This window comes from Streptomyces xanthophaeus (genome assembly GCF_000725805.1).
Lineage (GTDB): Bacteria > Actinomycetota > Actinomycetes > Streptomycetales > Streptomycetaceae > Streptomyces > Streptomyces xanthophaeus.
Map to the genome: position 1 here is coordinate 1 of NZ_JOFT01000055.1, position 17,191 is coordinate 17,191.

Annotated in this window: 15 protein-coding genes and 4 pseudogenes; 13 read left to right on the forward strand and 6 right to left on the reverse strand. The window is 69.4% G+C overall.

Annotation, left to right across the window (positions count from 1 at the left end):
• Nucleotides 1-182 precede the first annotated feature (182 nt).
• Together IO30_RS0127250 and IO30_RS0127255 are read right to left on the reverse strand one after the other, a co-directional pair.
• Nucleotides 183-827, reverse strand: a complete 645-nt coding sequence (locus IO30_RS0127250) for an NADPH-dependent F420 reductase (RefSeq protein WP_031147134.1) — start codon at nt 825-827, stop codon at nt 183-185.
• 53 nt (nt 828-880) lie between these two features.
• Nucleotides 881-1,693: an inositol monophosphatase family protein gene (locus tag IO30_RS0127255; RefSeq protein WP_031147136.1), complete on the reverse strand. Its 813-nt coding sequence runs from the start codon at nt 1,691-1,693 to the stop codon at nt 881-883.
• 115 nt (nt 1,694-1,808) lie between these two features.
• Between IO30_RS0127255 and IO30_RS0127260 the strand changes: the two genes are divergently transcribed.
• Nucleotides 1,809-2,750, forward strand: a complete 942-nt coding sequence (locus tag IO30_RS0127260; RefSeq protein WP_037895269.1) for a LysR family transcriptional regulator — start codon at nt 1,809-1,811, stop codon at nt 2,748-2,750.
• Nucleotides 2,751-2,827: 77 nt separating this feature from the next.
• On the opposite strand, the gene IO30_RS0127265 is transcribed toward IO30_RS0127260, so the two are convergent.
• A complete protein-coding gene (locus IO30_RS0127265; protein WP_031147141.1) occupies nt 2,828-4,348 on the reverse strand; it encodes a hypothetical protein in 1,521 nt (506 codons plus the stop codon).
• Between the two features lie 333 nt (nt 4,349-4,681).
• On the opposite strand from IO30_RS0127265, the gene IO30_RS42175 reads away from it, so the two are divergent.
• The gene (locus IO30_RS42175; RefSeq protein ID WP_051859272.1) at nt 4,682-5,050 is read left to right on the forward strand and encodes a hypothetical protein; all 369 of its coding nucleotides are present in this window, start codon (nt 4,682-4,684) and stop codon (nt 5,048-5,050) included.
• A gap of 411 nt (nt 5,051-5,461) precedes the next feature.
• Here IO30_RS42175 and IO30_RS0127280 read toward each other — a convergent pair whose 3' ends face one another.
• Nucleotides 5,462-6,076, reverse strand: coding sequence for a hypothetical protein (locus IO30_RS0127280; RefSeq protein WP_031147145.1), 615 nt, complete (start codon nt 6,074-6,076; stop codon nt 5,462-5,464).
• A 276-nt stretch (nt 6,077-6,352) separates the two neighbouring features.
• Here IO30_RS0127280 and IO30_RS48170 point away from each other — a divergent pair.
• From IO30_RS48170 to IO30_RS47150, 4 genes and pseudogenes are all read left to right on the forward strand, one after another.
• A pseudogene (locus IO30_RS48170) lies at nt 6,353-6,510 on the forward strand (IS110 family transposase); the annotation flags it as partial.
• 54 nt (nt 6,511-6,564) lie between these two features.
• On the forward strand, nt 6,565-7,242 hold the full coding sequence (locus IO30_RS47145) for a CPCC family cysteine-rich protein (protein ID WP_234321686.1): 678 nt from the start codon (nt 6,565-6,567) through the stop codon (nt 7,240-7,242).
• A gap of 135 nt (nt 7,243-7,377) precedes the next feature.
• Nucleotides 7,378-7,614: pseudogene (locus IO30_RS44850) on the forward strand (hypothetical protein); the annotation flags it as partial.
• A gap of 6 nt (nt 7,615-7,620) precedes the next feature.
• Nucleotides 7,621-8,156, forward strand: a pseudogene (locus IO30_RS47150) (chloride channel protein); the annotation flags it as partial.
• A gap of 315 nt (nt 8,157-8,471) precedes the next feature.
• Here the strand turns inward: IO30_RS47150 and gad are convergent.
• Together gad and IO30_RS0127310 are read right to left on the reverse strand one after the other, a co-directional pair.
• Nucleotides 8,472-9,527 (reverse strand): glutamate decarboxylase, encoded by a 1,056-nt coding sequence (gene gad / locus IO30_RS40865; RefSeq protein WP_202205010.1) that lies wholly within the window; start codon nt 9,525-9,527, stop codon nt 8,472-8,474.
• Nucleotides 9,528-10,515: 988 nt separating this feature from the next.
• Nucleotides 10,516-11,406 carry a LysR family transcriptional regulator gene (locus IO30_RS0127310; protein WP_031147149.1) on the reverse strand — a complete coding sequence of 297 codons (891 nt, stop codon included), beginning with the start codon at nt 11,404-11,406 and terminating at the stop codon, nt 10,516-10,518.
• A 98-nt stretch (nt 11,407-11,504) separates the two neighbouring features.
• On the opposite strand from IO30_RS0127310, the gene IO30_RS0127315 reads away from it, so the two are divergent.
• The 7 genes and pseudogenes from IO30_RS0127315 (at nt 11,505) to IO30_RS47920 (ending at nt 17,163) form a co-directional block, all read left to right on the forward strand.
• The gene (locus tag IO30_RS0127315; protein WP_031147152.1) at nt 11,505-11,906 is read left to right on the forward strand and encodes a VOC family protein; all 402 of its coding nucleotides are present in this window, start codon (nt 11,505-11,507) and stop codon (nt 11,904-11,906) included.
• 157 nt (nt 11,907-12,063) lie between these two features.
• Nucleotides 12,064-12,736: pseudogene (locus tag IO30_RS40870) on the forward strand (DUF4097 family beta strand repeat-containing protein).
• Between the two features lie 30 nt (nt 12,737-12,766).
• A complete protein-coding gene (locus tag IO30_RS0127325; protein ID WP_031147154.1) occupies nt 12,767-15,043 on the forward strand; it encodes a S9 family peptidase in 2,277 nt (758 codons plus the stop codon).
• 160 nt (nt 15,044-15,203) lie between these two features.
• Nucleotides 15,204-15,881: a DUF998 domain-containing protein gene (locus IO30_RS0127330; RefSeq protein WP_031147155.1), complete on the forward strand. Its 678-nt coding sequence runs from the start codon at nt 15,204-15,206 to the stop codon at nt 15,879-15,881.
• Nucleotides 15,791-16,039 carry a DUF4287 domain-containing protein gene (locus tag IO30_RS48175; protein WP_078903987.1) on the forward strand — a complete coding sequence of 83 codons (249 nt, stop codon included), beginning with the start codon at nt 15,791-15,793 and terminating at the stop codon, nt 16,037-16,039. The genes IO30_RS0127330 and IO30_RS48175 overlap by 91 nt, the downstream gene beginning before the upstream one ends.
• A gap of 263 nt (nt 16,040-16,302) precedes the next feature.
• Nucleotides 16,303-16,899 carry a dihydrofolate reductase family protein gene (locus IO30_RS0127335; RefSeq protein WP_031147157.1) on the forward strand — a complete coding sequence of 199 codons (597 nt, stop codon included), beginning with the start codon at nt 16,303-16,305 and terminating at the stop codon, nt 16,897-16,899.
• Between the two features lie 75 nt (nt 16,900-16,974).
• Nucleotides 16,975-17,163: a hypothetical protein gene (locus IO30_RS47920; protein ID WP_157853375.1), complete on the forward strand. Its 189-nt coding sequence runs from the start codon at nt 16,975-16,977 to the stop codon at nt 17,161-17,163.
• Nucleotides 17,164-17,191 lie beyond the last annotated feature (28 nt).

A 17,191-nucleotide genomic window follows, 5' to 3' on the forward strand; every position in this document is an offset into this window, starting at 1 on the left:
CGATGTTCCCGACCGTCGGACGCAGCGCGAGCCCGAGCAGCAGCCGGTCCCGGAAGACGTACGAGGCGCCCTGGGAGGCCAGGCTTCCCTGCCTGCCACACCCCGGCCCGTACCGCACACCAAGCCGGGGCCGTGCTCCCAGCTCATGTCCGGGTCCAGCGCCGTGCCTGGGCGCTGGTGGGTCAGCGGGCGAGGGAGACGGCGAAGGGCTTGAAGCCGTGCCGGCGCATGATGTGGGGCACGACCAGGATCATGGCCTCGGTGGCGCGGGATGTGGTGATGTCGCCGAGGTCTTCGATCCGTTCGGGCCGCCAGCCAAGGTCGCCGAGGAGGCGGGTGACGGTCCTCTTGGCGTGTTCGTCATCACCTGAGAGATAGGCGGTCGGTGGGGTGGCCAGGATTTCCGGAGCGGTCATGACCATGAAAAGCATGGTGTTGAGGGTCTTGACCACATGGGTGTCGGGAAGCGCGGCCTGGAGCTTCTCGGCGAGGCTGCTACCGGGATAGCACAGGGCGCCGGGCAGGCCGTCACCGTCGGTGCGGGTGGCGTTGGAGACGTCGACGAGGATCTTGCCGGCGAGTTCGGTGCGCAGGTCGGTGAGGCGTTCCAGGGAACTGTCGCCGGGCGTCGCGTTGATCACGATGTCCGTGGTGTGGGCAGTGGTGTGCTGGTCGGCGAAGGTGACCCGCGGGGCGAGCCCGGCGGTGCGGGCGGCGGTGTCTTCGGGGCTCCGGCCACCGAGGGTGACATGGTGTCCGGCTGCCGAGAGCCTGTCGGCGAGGTTGGTTCCGACGCGGCCGGCGCCCAGGATGCCGATGCTGGTCATGAGGTGGTGCTCCTTGCGGTATCAGGGTGGGGAAGAGCGCGGACGTCCGGTGGTCAGGCGATCGGCGAGAGGACCTTGAGGGCGGCGCCGTGGATGCCGGGGGCGGCGGCCAGGAAGTCACGGCTGCCGGTGTTCCAGGGTTCGCCCGTCAGGTCGGTGACGGTGCCTCCGGCCTCGGAGACCAGCAGGGCGCCGGCGACCAGGCCGGAGCGGACGTCGGAGAACTGCCAGAACGCGTCCATGCGTCCGGCGGCGACGTGGATGAGCTGCATCGTGGCGGGAACGGACACGCGCACGACCAGGCCGTTGATGAGCATCGCGGTGACGGAGTCACCGATCCGCCGGAAGGTACGCTCGTCCTCGCCGGGCTTGGCCTGGCCGGTGCCGGTGAGGGCGGCGCCCAGGTCGGTCTTGGCGGACACCTCCAGGGGCCGGCCGTTAAGGCGGGCGCCGCCGCCCACGACCGCGGTGTAAGTGTCGCCGGTCAGCGGCAGGTGGACGACGGTGAGCACCGGCCGGTTGTCACGGACCAGGGTGGCGGTGACGGCCCAGTCCTCCATGCCGTGGACGTGGTTGATGTTGCCTTCGGCGGGGTCGACGACCCACCACTCCCCGGCCGGGAGCGCGCCGCCGGCCAGCTCGTCCTCGGCCCACTGCGACCCCGGCCGGGCCCGCAGCAGCGGTTCCCGCAGCACCTCCAGCACCGCGTCGTCGTTGGCGTGGATCTCGCCGACGACCTCGTCCAGGCTCACGCCCCGGGCGTGCGAGGTGTAGCGGTCGCGCAGCGTGACGCCGGCCGTCTTCACCGCGGCTGTCACGTAGGACAGGAGCGTCGTACCGGTGTCGAAAGGCATGGCTGTGCTCATGGCGGTCTCCCTGGGATCGGTCGAAGCGGGGCGGTTGTCTCGCCCCCGCACTTCGAAGGTAGGCCGCCCAACTATTAACAACAAGTGCATGCTTGGCACTTGTAGAGTTACTGTCATGCAATTGGATCTGAACCTGCTCACAGCTCTGGATGCCCTGCTGGAAGAGGGCAGCGTCGCCGGCGCGGCAGCACGCCTCCACGTCACCGCACCGGCGATGAGCCGCTCCCTGGGCCGCATCCGCAAGGCCACCGGTGACCAGATCCTGGTCCGCACCGGCCGCAGCATGGTCCCCACCACCCGCGCGCTGGCCATGCGAGCCGAGGTACACGCCCTGGTGCAGCAGGCCCACCAACTTCTGTCCGCACAGCAGGAACTCGACCTGGCATCCCTGGAGCGGGTGTTCACCGTGCGCTGGCACGACGCCCTGACCGCAGCCTCCGGCACGGCCCTGATCGCCGCCGTCCACCATCAGGCCCCCGGCGTCCGGCTGCGCCTGTCCGCCGAACCCGGGACGGACGACGCCGAGCTGCGCCGGGGTGAGGTCGACCTCGAATCAAGCTCCAGCGCTCCGACGCTCCCCGACATCCGCCATCGCCTCGTCGGCAGGGACCGGCTGGTCGTCGCCGTCCGCCCGGGCCACCCGCTCACCGAAGGCCCGCTCAGTTCGGAGCGTTACGCAGCCGCCGAACACGTCACTGTTTCGCGGCGCGGAAGCCTGCGCGACCCGATCGATGACGCCCTGACCACACGCGGCCTCGGACGACGCGTCATCGCCGCCGGGCCCACCGCCGCCTTCGCACTCCAACTCGCCCTTGACACCGACCTGGTCGTCACCCTCCCCGACGCGGTCACCCGCACGGCCCGGGAACAACTCGGCCTGGTCACACTGCCGCCGCCACTCCCGCTGCCCGGCATCCCCCTGTACCTGCTGTGGCACCAGCGATACGACAACGACCGTGCCCACACCTGGCTGCGGGAGCTGGCCAGCGAAACCGTCCAGGCACTCTTCACCCCACCGACCGCCTCCCAGCCGCCCCTCACCACCAGCGCAGGCTGAAGGACCCCCCCGGGGAACGCCTGTCCGGCATGTCGGCAGCAGCCGCGGGCTGGCCGAGGTTGCCCTGCCTGCAACCGCTACGTGGACGTCGTCCCGCGGCCTGGGGCTGCTGCCGTCAGTGGGGTGGCGGCGCCGTTCAGGCAGCGGTCGAGGAGTGCGTGCATGCGGGGAACGGGGAGGGACGGGTTGGCTGCAGCGCCCTCTGCGGTACGGGGGTCGGCGAGGAGGGCCTCCAAGGCCTCTGCTGTCAGGCTCGGGTTGGCGGCGGCTGCCCGGCGCACCGACTCGTCGGGGTCTCCCACCGGTGGTTCGGACAGGGTGGGATCGGCTGCGGCCAGGGCGCGTACCTCGGGATCCGGGTGGCCGATGAGGTGGGTCCGGCCGGTGCGGGGGAACGCGGGCAGGGTCAGCAGGTGCGGGCGGTGCGCCGGGCGGGTGACGAAGACGTCCAGGAGCAGCTGTGACGGAGCCAGCGGGTGGAAGCAGGCAAGCCGGATCCGTACCTCCTCGTCGTCATCCTGCGCGAGCGTCCCGACGAGTTCTGCGGGCAGGCCGGGCCAGCTTGCCGCAACCCGGCGGAGCACCGGTTCCCCGGACACCGCGCAGGCGGCGAACCAGTCGGGGGACGGCTCGGGGGACGGCTCGGTGATCGGGCAGGTGCAGTCCGGACCGTGCCCGATGACCCTTTGGATCGCCCCGTACTCGGCCCAGGTACGGGGGAACGGGTGCAGACGGGCGCGCATCCGCACTCCTTCGTCCGGGTCCTCGCTCAGCTCCGCTACCAGGTCCGGTCCCAGGTCGGGCCGGGCGGCCACCATCCCGCGGACCTTCGCATCGGGATGGCGGGCGAGCCGGGCGAGGGCGTCGGCCGGAGTGTGGGGGTTCCGGGTCAGGGGGTGCACCGCGTCATCCGCGAAGCACTGCTCGACGAGCGCGGCAGACAGGGCGCACGTGCCGAGCACGAACCACTTGCTGTGCGAGCCGATGGACGGCAGTTTGGCCTCCACCGCTTCCGGGTCGAGCTCCCAGGTGCTCTCCTGCGCCGCCTCCCGCACCGCGGGGTCGGGGTCGTCGAGCAGCGCCTCCTGTTGCGCGGGGGTGAGCGACTGCCACCTCCAGGTGGCGCGTATGCGGAGCTGGGGGTGCGCGTGCCCGGCCATGGAGCGGTGGAAGGACAACGGGATCTGCCGAGAGAAGTCGAGCTCCTGGGCGATCTCGTGTTCGGTGAGCATGCCGTCCTCGCCCCCGTCCTGGGCAGTCAGGAGGGTGACGAGGATGTCGTCCGGCAGCGGTCGGACCCGTCTGGGGCGGGGGCGGGGGTTGGCGAGCCGCGCACGGACGAGCCCCGACGGGTCCGTCGCCAGCGGGACGAGTCGCGAAGGGTCTACGTACCGGTTGCCGGCGAGCGCGCGGCGGATCCCCATGGCCGGGTGGCGCAGGGCTGCCGCGACAACGCCGTCGGGCAGGTCGCGGCCCTCACACATCAGCAGGCCGGCCTCACCGGCCGCTCGATCCATCAGGCGTATCAGTACGTCGGAGGGCGCCGCCGGATTGAAGGCAATGCCGCGCAGCCACGGTTCACGAAGAGAGTCGTACACCGCGTCATCCTGCCACCTCGTCGTGCCCGCACCGGGCCACCGGGCGCCCCCGCCGTCGGCGCTCACCAGCGGGTCCGTCCGCACCGCACAGTGAGCTGGACGGCAAGACCATCAACACCCTGCTCGACATGGCTGGCTTCGTTCACGTTCAGCAGCAGCGTGCGTCGATGAGTTCTAGCGGTTGGTCAGCATCTGGGCCGTGGATGTTCACGAGTAGTAGCGGGCAGTGCCGTGCCGCTGCGGCGAACAACGTGAGAGGGGACGCTGCAATGCAATGCAATGCAAGTCAAGTCCAGCTACTCGCGCCTCGGACGAAGGTGCGATGATCTGTTCGTGGTGACAGATGCCGAGTGGGCTCGGATTCGGAGGGGCCTGCGCTTCGGGCAGATCTTCGAGGGCACTGTTGTGCTGGTCCCCCGGCCTGGCGCGGTCGGGATCTTCGTGGACATTGGCCTGAGCGTTGGAGGCTTTGTCGATGCGCTGTGGCTGCCAGGCGAGACCGAGGACTGGCCAGCGGAAGGCACGGTCGCCGATTTCGAGATCTGGTGGGCTGACAGCCGCCAACAGATCCGGCTGATGCCGTGCGATTCTCGGTATCTGCGGAAAGACTTCACAGCCGTGGTCGAGCGCTTCCGTCCCCATTGGTCATCCGACGTGGGACAGCCAGTGCCTGATCCAGAGCCTGCGACCCCCGACGAGTAGCGGACCGCGCTTTGCTCTGCCGGGCCGCCAGCCAACTCCCCTTGAGGCCGGAGAAGTGGCCGTCGGCCGCGGCGGCAGCTGCTCCCTGGGCTCCGGCCAGACCGAGTCCACGGCCTTGCGGACCGTCCGCCACGACACGTTGTACTTGCGCTCGATCTCCCGGATCTTCATGCCGCCACGGGGGTCGCGCCGGATCGCCGTGTACAGCTAGGGCTGGGACCAGGCCGCTGCCCCGTTACCGTACCCGGCCCCGCTCCTTATGCGACTACGTGCTGACCGCGGGCCGGCAGGCGGGAGGCACGCTGACTTGGCGCAAGGGTTTCAAAGGCGGCGATGAGTTCGCACTTCGTGCTCCTGCGGGTCCGCCTCGCGGGCCGCCGGCCCAATCCTGCCGATGACGCGGCGTGACTGTCAGGGCGACTGGTCTTCCGGGGCAAGACGTCGGGCGGTATCAATCCAGGCAATTTCGTGACGGTTGTGCGTGATCTCTCTGAAGTTGTGGGCGGCTAGGCCGACACTCGGCCGGCGCTTGGTGTCTGGTGTGGTGCTCAGCAGGACGGACACGGCTGTCGACAGCGATTTGAACGCCACGTAGGGCTGGACCCCGGAGGACCACCAGTCGAGCGGTTCACCCCGCTGGATGGCCCGCCGGACGGCCTTGAAGGCTTGGCGGACACCGCCGAGCACGTCGACCTCCTGCCCGGTCAGCATGCGCTCGGCGGCCACCTTGGCCAGGAGGGCCTCTATCTCGCCTTCGGCTGCCGTCGCCCGCTCCAGGCATCCCCAGCCGACATGCTCAGGCGTAGTGACAGGTGTGTGGCCGCTTGTTAAGGCGTTCCACGTTTTCCATACTGCTACGAACTCTCCGTAAAGCCGTTGGAAGTTCTGAGCTGCGGCAAGGTCCATGTCGCGATTCTTCTTGACCTGGTCCCAGTGGTCCGTTATTCGAGTGCTCACGAGCCAGCCGCCGCCCAGAGTGGCCGCGACTGTGAGCAGTGGGACACCTACCGACTCAATGATCGACATGGATCTCCTGACGATGGGTCATCGGGACAATCTCATTGTGCTCTGCCGCGAGAGAAAACCTGGTCCGTTTATGACTTGTCAGGGCCGCTGCCTTGCCAGACTCCCGACCCGCACAGCCCGCCCGGCGCCTCTCCGCGGGTAACCGGCCCGGCTGACGGCCACGGTGCGCCTACATGCGGCGGTCCCAGGGGGAGTCCGCTGCCGCCCAGCGCGCGGTCGGGGCCGCCTGGGCGGCGGCCAGGGAGGATGTGCTGCGCGGGGTTCAGACGGTCGCCCCACTACCGGCGCCGACGGGGAGGAGGAGACTGGCACATGCAGGCTCTGCGGCACCTGTTCAACCGGATGCTCGGCCACCTCCACCACTGCCTCCAGACCCGGTCCCCTTCGGCGAGTCCACCGCGTTTCCGATTGCTGCGCTTCCGGACCGGAAGTGACTGCTCCCGCGAAATTGAGTCGCTGCTGTTCGTGGCACAGACCAGACTGACCCAGTGGATACGCGTCGCCCCTGCCCCTGCTGTGGTCATCTCGTCTTCGATGTTGAAGATGGGTGGCCCGGTTCCTATGCCGTCTGCCCGGTCTGCTTCTGGGAAGATGACCCGGTGCAGTTCCGCTGGCCGTTCAGGCCGGGTGGCGCCAATCAATGGTCGCTCGCCGAGGCTCAGCAGAACTTCCGGGCCTATGGCGCCTGCAACCAGCGGGGTCGGCGGTTTGTTCGGCCCCCGGCGGACGACGAACCCGTCGACCCGGGGTGGCGCCCGATCGACCCGGCCACCGACTTGTTCGAGGACTTCGCGGGCGAAGATTACCGTCCTTGGCCTGATGATGGGTCAGCCCTGTGCTGGTGGCTCCCTTCCTTCTGGGGCGTTCCCGAAGAGCCGGCGCACGATCCGAACCGCGAGGTGGTGATCGACGTCGGTTCGGTGCGCAGCGAGCGTGATCTTCACGGGGTCCTGAAGCGGGACCTCGGTTTCCCGTCGTTCTACGGCATGAACTGGGACGCCTTCTGGGATGCGGTTACCGGCCTCGTCGAGATGCCCAAGCGACTGCGCTTCGTCCGATGGGCCGAGTTGGAACTCCGAGTACCACTGGCTGCGACCATGCTCAGGGACCAGCTGAAGAGATACGACGAGACGGTCCAGGGGTTCAGCGTCGCCTATGAGCAGTAGCGGCGACCAAGGTCCACTTGACGGCTCAACTCCATGAGGTGTCTTTCCCACGTGAGAGCCGTGGGGGAGAGGTCTCTTCGCATCGGCGCCCGGCGCCGGTCCCGCGATGCCGGTGGCCGCTGGGAGGCCGGCCGGATGAACGACGGTGACGAGCAGCTGCTGCGATGCCGGGTGTACGGCCACGACCACGACGACCCCAACCCCGGCCCGCTGCCGCACCCCACGTACGCCTTCCTGGCCGGCGGGCCGCTGGACGGACCGCTGCTCGACATCACCGGCTGGCGGCCGCAGGAGATCGAGGACGGCGTCGCCCTGATGACCGAGCTGGGACGGTGGCCCGGCGGCCGGGCGCTGTACGACCCGCTCCCCGGCATCCGCGCTGTCGTACCGGCCTTCGGCGTCGGCACGGATGGTACCGGGTCGCTTGTCTTCGTCGGCCTGGACAACTGGACTGGTCTGGGCACGTTTTCCCTCGCGATTCCGGACGTGCCGCAGGCCGCTTCGCCCACGGTGGCCGAGTTCGGCTGGGCGCTGGTCATCGGACTGGTGGCGGCCTTCGTGGGCACGGGGATCCGGCGGCTGTCCCTGCTGCTGCAGGCGCGGGTCGAGCGGCACCCCTGATCCCCGCGACCGTGCTGATGGGCCTGGTGGTCGCCGGGCTCGCCATCGCCTACGCCGCAGGCTCGGGGAAGGCCGCGGCCGAGGAGCTGTACTCGGGGCAGTCCGCTCTGGGACCGCTGCTCTCCAACAGCTCCGGCTGCACCGTCGCCGCCCTGCTGCTGCTCCTCGTCTGCAAGGGGCTGGCCTACTGAGCTTCGCTGAGCGCGTTTAGAGGGGGCCCGATCTTCCCGGCGATGTTTCTGGGGGCGGCGGGCGGGATCGCTCCTTCGCACCTTCCGGGGCTGCAGCTGACGCCGTGGTGGTCGCCTATGTCGTGACGCTCAGACTCAGCCCCACTCCGGCAGGCGGGCCCGACGCCGGCGCACCGAAGACATCCGCGCCGGCATGACGAACCGTCGGCCGGCGCCCCGTCCACTCGATGGGCCCGTCCCTGGGGGGAACCGGAAGCGGTCACTGCCATTCCGGCCGTGTCACCTCCGCCGCTGCCTGCAAAGGCACTGACCGGCGCCCTCCTCCCTCCCGCGAGCCCAACACCAGGCCGGCCCGCCCCGCCCTCACCCCAGAGGCGCGGCGGCAGCCCGGGGTGGACCTCTGCTGCCGACTGTGCGTCAGTAGCCGGTGCCGCGCTTGACCTGCGTCCGCTCGATACTGTGGGCCGGTCCCTTGTCGTCCAGGGTGCGGCAGGCGTCGGCGATGTCCTGGGTCAGGCGGTCGATCTGTTCGCGGCTGAGGGTCTCCTTGACCAGGGCCCGCAGGATTTTCACGTTCTCCGCGTTGGGCGGGAGGGTGTAGGCGGGCACCATCCAGCCCCGCTCGGCCGAGAGCTGCCAGGCGATGTCGGACTCGTCGTATGAGTGCTGGCCGGCGAGACGGAAAGCGACCAGCGGCAGCTGCTCGAGGTCGGCCCCGATCACTTCGAAGCGGCCGCTGCTCTGCAGGTTCGCCGCCAGCGCGCGGGCATTCTCCTGCATGATCTTCATGATGTAGGTGTAGCCCTGGCGGCCGAGCCGTACGAAGTTGTAGTACTGCGCAAGGACCATCGACGCCCCGGTGGAGAAGTTCAGGGTGAACGTCGCGTCGGTCTTGCCCAGGTAGTTCTCGTAGAAGACGAGGTCCTTGGCGAGATCGGCTTCCTCACGGAACACCAGCCATCCGATGCCGGGATAGACCAGCCCGTACTTGTGCCCCGAGACGTTGATCGAGCGGACCTGCTCGAGCCGGAAGTCCCATTTGGTGTCCGGGTAGAGGAAGGGCCACACGAATGCGCCGCTGGCACCGTCGACATGGATCGGGATGTCGAGGTCCCGTTTCTTGCGGATGTCCCGTAGGAGCTTGTCGATGCCGACGACATCGTCCATGTGGCCGGTGAACGTGGTGCTGAGGACAGCGACGACACCGATCGTGTTCTCGTCGAGGTGCGGCTCCACGTCCTCGGGGCCGATCGTGTACTTGTTCTCGGCAAGCGGCACGATCCGCGGCTCGACGTCGAAGTAGCGGCAGAACTTCTCCCACACGACGTGGAAGTCGCCCCCGAAGACCAGGTTGGGCCGGTCGGCCGACAGGCCGACGGCCTGTCGGCGCTCGCGCCACTTCCACTTCAGCGACAGCGCGCCGAGCATGATCGCCTCGGACGATCCCTGCGTCCGGCGTCCTGCCCGGTGCATGGAAGAGGTCGGCGAGCATGCGCACGCACCGTTGCTCGATCTCGGCGGAGATCGGGTACTCCGCATGGTCGATGAAATTGCGGTGCAGGTTCTCGGCGATCATCCGCTGCGCCTCCGGCTCCATCCACGTGGTGACGAACGTGGCGGAAGGTCTCCGAGGGCGCTGGCACCGTCAGAAAGCGGTTACCGAAAAGAGCCGAATCGTCATGCTTGGTCATGCCTTTGATTCAACAGCCCAGTCTCCGCCGCGGCCGGGGGACACACCGCGCGGAGGGCAGCACCGTCAGAGACGGGCCGGGCGGGCAGGAGGCATCTTCGCGGATCTGGTCCGAGCGGCGTCCGGGCGCGGCCACCGGCGCGCCTCCCTCCAGCGGCACAGCGGCCCTGGACAGAAATCCCGGCCGCAGCCGCACTCCCCGCCCGTCGGCAGACCGCCACGGCCGAATGCGGGCGGGCGGGGACGGCGGGTCGGGGCGTCAGGCCGGGGAAACAGAGTGGCTGGGTGAGGGGCGGCCGCATCACGCCGTTCGACGCCGGCCCGGCCGCCGCTCCCCGGCTTCCCCGAACCGGTGGCCTGGCACGGACGTGCACCCGCAGTCGTCGCCTGGCTCCTCGCCCACGACAAGATCGAGGTACCCACGGGCCGACAGTTCTGCCACGCTCAGACGGAAGGGACCGCTCCGGCCTGCGGTCTTGCACGTTCTTGCGGCGCGAGCCCAGGTTTCCCCCGTCGAGTTCGGCGGGGACCGTCCGGACCGTCCTCCCGCCCGCAACAGGCTCCTCGCCGCCGCCTCGGTGGACCGAGGCAGAGACCTGAGGGCACGGCCGAGGTCCTGGAGTGGGCGCGGTGGTGGAACACCGAGCACCGTCGCGCCGGCCTCGCTGGCCGGACTCCCCTCGAGGCGTGGTCGGTCCCACCGTTCCCGCGACCGACGGCCGGCACTTCCTCGGCCGGGGGTCGGTGCGTGAGAGGCTGGCCGAAAGCCCTTCACAAGGACATCGTCCCGAGTTCGCGGGCAATGCTCACGAAGGACCGGACCATCGGGTTGTCGTTGTCCGACCGCCAGACCAGGCCCCAGCGGAGCATCGGGGCGTCGTCGAGGTGCAGGTACGTGATGTCGGGGCGGACGTGGAAGCGGCGGACTTGGGCGCCCAGGGTGTGGATGGCGTCGCCCGAGGAGATGATCATGTAGAGCGTGTCGAGATCCGTGCAGGTGAAGTTCCGTTCGATCGTCCGGCCACTGGGCGTGTAGAAGGGCATGAACGCGTCCTCCCAGTAGTCGGGCTGCACCCATCCCCCGCCGATCACGCCGTGGTCGGCGAGCACCTCCATGGACACCGACGGCCGGTCCGCCAGTCGGTGGTCGGAGGCCACGGCCGCGACCCGGGGCTCCTCGAACAGCACCGGGCCCACGGTGAGATCCGGTTCCTCTACGGGGAGCCAGGCGAGCAGGAGGTCCGCTTCGCCCCTGCGCAGCGGCCCGAACGGATCGATGAAGCCGTTGTAGCGGAGTCGGATCCCGCACGTCGGATTCAGGGAGCGGAAAGCATCCCAGAAGGGCCGCAGTTCGTGTGCGTTGGAGACCAACAGGTTGATCCGCAGGACGTCTGTCTTGCCCTGGGCGGTGAGCCGGGCCCGGTCCACGCTCGCCTTCAGGCTCTGGAACACCGGCCGCAGGTCGTCGCGCAGTTGTTCACCGACCGGCGTGAGCCGAACGTGGCGGCTGGTCCGCTCGAAGAGTTCCGCCCCGATCGACCGTTCCTGCTTCTTGATCGCCTGGCTGACCCGCGCCGCCGATACGTGCAGACGCTCGGCGGTCCTGCCGAAGTGGAGCTCCTCCGACAGCGTCAGGAAGATCTCTATGTCTCGCAGCTCCACGCGCCCGCACGCCCCCGCATGTTCGTTAACTCCAGACTTAACCGGCGTTGCATGATCAGTCGTTGATCATCTTCTTGTCCACAACGGATGCTGTCTGCATGAACGTCGTCACCACCAAAGTGTCATTGACCGTGCGGGACGTGGGCGCGTCCAGCCGGTTCTTCACCGCTCATCTGGGGTTCCGTGAAGCCGAGTCGGCCGAGGGGTACGTATGCCTCCGCCGAGATGACGCCTCCGCCGAGATCGCCCTGTCCGAACGCGACCTCGCGCTCCCGCCGCCGGCCCGGCTCGGCCTGGGGCTGGCGGATCTGGTCGTGACCCTCGTGGTCAGGGATGTCGTGGCCGAGTACGAACGGCTGCGGCGCGAGGGCGCCCCCCTCACCAGGCGGCTGCACCAAGAGCCTTGGGGCGACCTGCAGTTCCAGCTCACCGATCCCAACGGCGTCGTGGTCCGGCTCACCGAATGGGTGCCTCCGGTCGGCGCCCCCGAACAGATCTGACCGAGAGGCCGACGCCGCCCTCGGTGTGGCCGTAGGCCGGCGCCTGCGGAGTGCTGGGGGCCGCAGTGCTGGCACTCCGCCTCCTACGGAGCCGCAAGGCCGAAGCCGCCGCGGAGGAGAAGGCGACATCAGAAACAACCAGTCACGGGAGAGCATCATGCAGAAGTTCGACACCCCCGCCCCGATCGCCGCCCTCCTCGACATCCCCGCGGGACGCATCCGGTTCGTCGCCGCCGACCGGGCCGACACCACGGTCGAGGTCCTGCCCGCGGACGCCTCCAAGGCCCCGCGACGTGAAGGCGGCGGAGCAGGTCGCGGTCGTATGCGCCGACGGTGTCCTGCGGATCGAGGCGCTGGAGGCGAAGAACCAGATCCTCGGAAACTCCGGCTCGCTCGAGGTGACGGTCCAACTGCCAGCCGGTTCCCGCGTCGAGGCGAAGACGGCTACCGCCGAGTTCCAGAGCGTCGGACGGCTCGGCGACGTCACCTACGACGGCGCGCACGGCATGGTCAAGCTCGATGAGACCGCCGGCGCCCGCCTCACCCTCCAGGCCGGCGACGTCACGGTCGGCCGCCTGGGCGGCCCCGCCGAGATCCGCGTCCAGAAGGGCGGCATCGACATCGCCGAGGCCGTGCACGGCACGGTCGTGCTGCGGACCGAGGCCGGCGACGTGACGATCGGCGCCGCCCGCGGAGTCTCCGCCACTCTCGACGCCGGCACCGGCTACGGCCGGATGGACAATGCGCTCAACAACACCGCTGGCACCGCGGCCGCCCTGAACATCCACGCGACCACCTCCTACGGCAACATCACCGCCCGCAGCCTCTGACCACCGCGATACCAAGGACGGACCGAAAGAATGAGCACCACTCAGGACTACCAGGCCGCGGAGCAACTGCTGCGCCGCCCCGCCCGCCCCGGCGAGCTCGTCATCGGCGACAAGGTCAGGCCCCAGTGGATCGACGGAGGCGCTCGCTTCTGGTACGCGGTGAGCAATGGGGTCGGCAGACGGTTCCTGCTGGTCGACCCGGCTGCGGGCACCCGTGAGCCGGCCTTCGACCACGCCCTGCTCGCCGCCGGGCTGGCCGCCGCCTCCGGGCAGCCGGTCGACCCAGAGTTCTTGCCGACCACGGTGATCGAACTGGCCGCGAACACCGTCGAGTTCGATGCGTTCGGCGAGTGGTGGCGCTGCCGCCTGGACGACTACGCATGCGAGCGGGCCGAGTTCACTCCGCCGGGCAGCCCCCTCGACGTACCGTCACCCGACGGGAAGACCGTGGTGTCCCGGCGAGGTCACGACCTGTGGGCGCGCTCGCTGTCCGACGGCCGCGAGTGGGCGCTGACCGCCGACGGCGTGCCCGGTCACCAGTACGGCACCGTCCCGGAGTGCACGGCGAACAGTACCCTGCTGCGTAAGATCGGCCTGCCGTACCTGCCGCCCTCGGTGGCCTGGTCGCCGGACTCGACGAAGGTGCTGGCGCACCGGACCGACGAGCGCGAGGTCCGGGAGACCCACCTGCTGGAGGCCAGGCCCGTCGACGGTGGCGCCCCGGTGCTGCACGCACAGCGGTTCGCCTACCCCGGCGACGAGCACGTACCGCTGGCCGAACTGGTCGTACTGGACGTCGCCGAGGGCACGGTGGTCCGCGCCCAGGCCGAGCCGCTGCTCATGCCGACACTGTCGCCGATCACGATCAAGTGGGCCTGGTGGGCATCGGACAGCTCGGCGGTGTACTACCTCGGCCGGCCGCGCGACCTGCGCACACTCACCTTGTACCGGCTGGACGCGGCCACCGGCGAGGTCACCACGGTGCTCAGCGAGACCGGGGCGACCCGTGTCGAGCCCAACCAGTTCGGGTACGAGCCGCCGATCGTGCGGGTGCTGACTGGCGAGGTGCTCTGGTACTCGCAGCGGGACGGCTGGGGCCACCTTTACCGGTATGACCTGCGCACTGGCGAGCTGCTCGGACAGGTCACCTCCGGGCCGTGGGGGGTACGGCAGATCCTGCGAGTCGACGAGGCCGAGCGGGTGGTGTACTTCACCGCTTCCGGGCTGGTCGGCGAGGACCCGTACCGGCGCGCGGTGTGCCGGATCGGCCTGGACGGCTCTGGCTTCGCGAGGCTCACGGACGACGAGCACGACCACACCGTCACCATCCCCGACCACCCGGACTACTTCATAGACTCGGCGTCCACGGTCGACACTCCGCCGGTGACGACGGTCCGCGACTGGTCCGGGCGGGTCCTGGTCGAGCTGGAGCGCGCCGACATCGCAAAGCTCGCCGCCACCGGCTGGACGACGCCGGAGCGGTTCCGCGTCAAGGCGGACGACGGGGTGACGGACATTTACGGAGTCCTCTACCGGCCACGCGGGTTCGACCCCGCCCGCTCCTACCCGGTGGTCGACAACGTCTACCCCGGACCGCAGGTCTCCCGGGTCTCCCCGTGCTTCGACCCCGGCGGGATGGGCCTCGACGCGGAACCCATGGCCGCGCTGGGCTTCGTGGTGGTGGCACTGGACGGACGCGGCACCCCGGGCCGGGACAAGTCCTTCCACGACGCCTCCTACGGCCACCTGGCCGACGCAGGCAGCCTGGCCGACCACGTCGCGGCTCTGCGCCAACTGGCAGAGGCCCGGCCGTGGATGGACCTGGACCGGGTGGGCGTGTTCGGCCACTCGGGCGGCGGCTTCGCCGCGGGCCGCGCGATGCTGGACTTCCCCGAGACGTACAAGGTGGGAGTCGCGCTCTCCGGCTCGCACGACGCCCGTCATTTCAACGCCGGCTTCGTGGAGACCTACGACGGCGCGGACAACCCCGAGGCCTGGAGCCACACTTCCAGCATCGACCTCGCCGACCGCCTGGAGGGGAAACTGCTCCTGATCCACGGCGAGATGGACGACCAGGTCCACCCGGACCAGACCCTCCGCCTGGCCGACCGCCTCATCGCCGCCGGCAAGGGCTTCGAGCTGCTCATCGTGCCCGGCGCCGAGCACACGTTCATCGACCACTTGGCCTATGTCCGTACGCGCTGCTGGGACTTCCTGGTCCGCGAGCTGCTGGGCACCCAGCCTCCTGCCTACCGCCCCGCTCCCATCGCCATCGGCCCCGAGCTGCTCGCCGAGCTGTTCGCCTGAGCTAGAGCCTGCGTCGTCGGCATCGACCCTGTCTGCGTGACTCAGGTCACACAGGCAGGGCCGATGGGTTCGGGTCTCCGCCACGGTCTTACATGCAACGAGATTCCACCGCCGCAAGCCCGGCCCCCAGGGTGGGTGCGGCACACGAGGAAGGCATGCCATGACCCACACGATCAGCGCCTCCGCCACCGCTTCCGCCGCAACTTCTGCTTCCGCCACTGCGGGGTCCGCCTCCTCGGCGCGGGTGCTGCTGAAGGGCGCAGCGGTGGCGGGGCCACTGTTCCTGGTCGTCGGGATCACCCAGGGCCTGACGCGTGAGGGCTTCGACTTCACGCGCAACGCCATCAGTCAGCTGAGCCTCGGCGGCCTGGGCTGGATCCAGATCGCCAACTTCTTCGTCGCCGGGGCTCTGCTGATCGCCGGTGCGGTCGGGATGCGGCGCTCGGTGTCACAGGGGCCAGGTCGCCGCGCGGCGCCGTGGTCGGTCGGGGTGTTCGGGGCGTCCTTTCTGGTCAGCGGCGTGTTCTCGGCCGACCCCGGGGCCGGTTTCCCGGCTGGTACGCCGGACTCCGCGACTGCCGTACTGAGCGTGCATGGCGCGGTCCACATGGCCGGCGGCATGGTCGGCTACCTCGCGCTGTGCGCCGCCTTCCTGGTCTTGGCCCGCCGCTTCGCCGCCGAAGGGCAGCGAGGCTGGGCGATCGCCTGCCGCCTGCTCCCGGTGGGCGTCCTCGCCGGGTTCGTCGGATCCGGTGCCTCCGTACTGTCCTTCACGGCAGGGGCGGCACTCGGCCTGGCCGGACTCGCCGCGGTGACCGCCCGGCTGGCGCGCCTCTAGCCGGACCGGACTCACAAACTCGCCACTCACGCACGCCGCACAGGGAACTCGTCTCGTGGCTCAAGTCCGAGCACGGCCTGGGACACGGCCACGCCAACGCCCTGGTCGCCCACCCCTGCGGAGAACGAGGCGGAATAGTCCACGCCGGCTGCCAGTGAGCGTTCACGTCCAGATCATTGCAATGATTCGACGGATCGCGTTGCGTTTCGTGGCAAGCCCATTGCAAGGATATCTCTCAAGTGACCTGCAGAAACAAGTCGATTGAGCACTCGATCGGTTGCTGAAACTCTGAACGCAACATAGCTTTCTTCCATCGCGAACAACATTCCCAGCGGTAACGAGTCCGGCGCGAGCCTCCAGGCCGTCGACACGACCGCGGTCCATCCCCGTCACCCGACTGATCAGAAAGCGAGACATCCCCATGCGCATTGCGATTGGTGAATTCATCAGCCTGGACGGCGTCGTTCAGGCCCCGGGGCACCCGGACGAGGACACCGACGGCGGCTTCGCACACGGTGGCTGGAGCCACCCGTTCTTCGACCCGGAGGTGATGGGCGGGGCCCTGGCCCAGTGGCAGGCAGGCACCGAAGCCCTGCTGTTCGGGCGCCGCACCTGGCAGACCATGGCCGCGGCGTGGCCGGCGCGGGCCGGCGACCCGTTCGCCGACCACATGAACAGCGTCACCAAGTACGTCGTCTCCAGCACCCTCGGCGAGGACGAGTTGACGTGGAACAACACCATGCGCATTCCCGGCGACCAGGCCCTGGACCAGATCAAGAAGCTGCGCGAGGCCGAAGGCCGCGACCTGGTGGTCATGGGTAGCGCGTCCCTCACCCGCACCCTGCTGGCCGAGGGGCTGGTCGACGAGCTGCGGCTCATGATCCTGCCGGTGCTCATCGGCGGCGGTAAGACGATCTACCCGACCGATGGCCACCTCCGCACGTTCGAACTGGTCTCCACGGTCGTCAGCGGCACCGGAGTGCACGTGTGCACCTACCGGCCGAAGGCCGGAGCGTAGGCGGCAGGCGTACGAGCCGGTGCCGAGCAGGCGGGAGATCCGGCAGATGGGTCAGTAGCCGACGGTGAAGCGGCGTTGGACGAAGCGTGGCAGCTCCGCCTCGTCGACGAGGGCGGCAGCGGCGTCCTCCATGGAGATGCGGCTGCGCCCGTCCGCGTCGAGGCCCGGCTGGTCGCCGCCGATCCGGAACCGGCCCGTACGACTCCGGGCGCGATCTCCAGGCTGCCGGCGCCGCCGATGACGATGAGCCGGATCCGCGGATGACTCTCCAGCGCCTTCAGTAGTGCTCGCG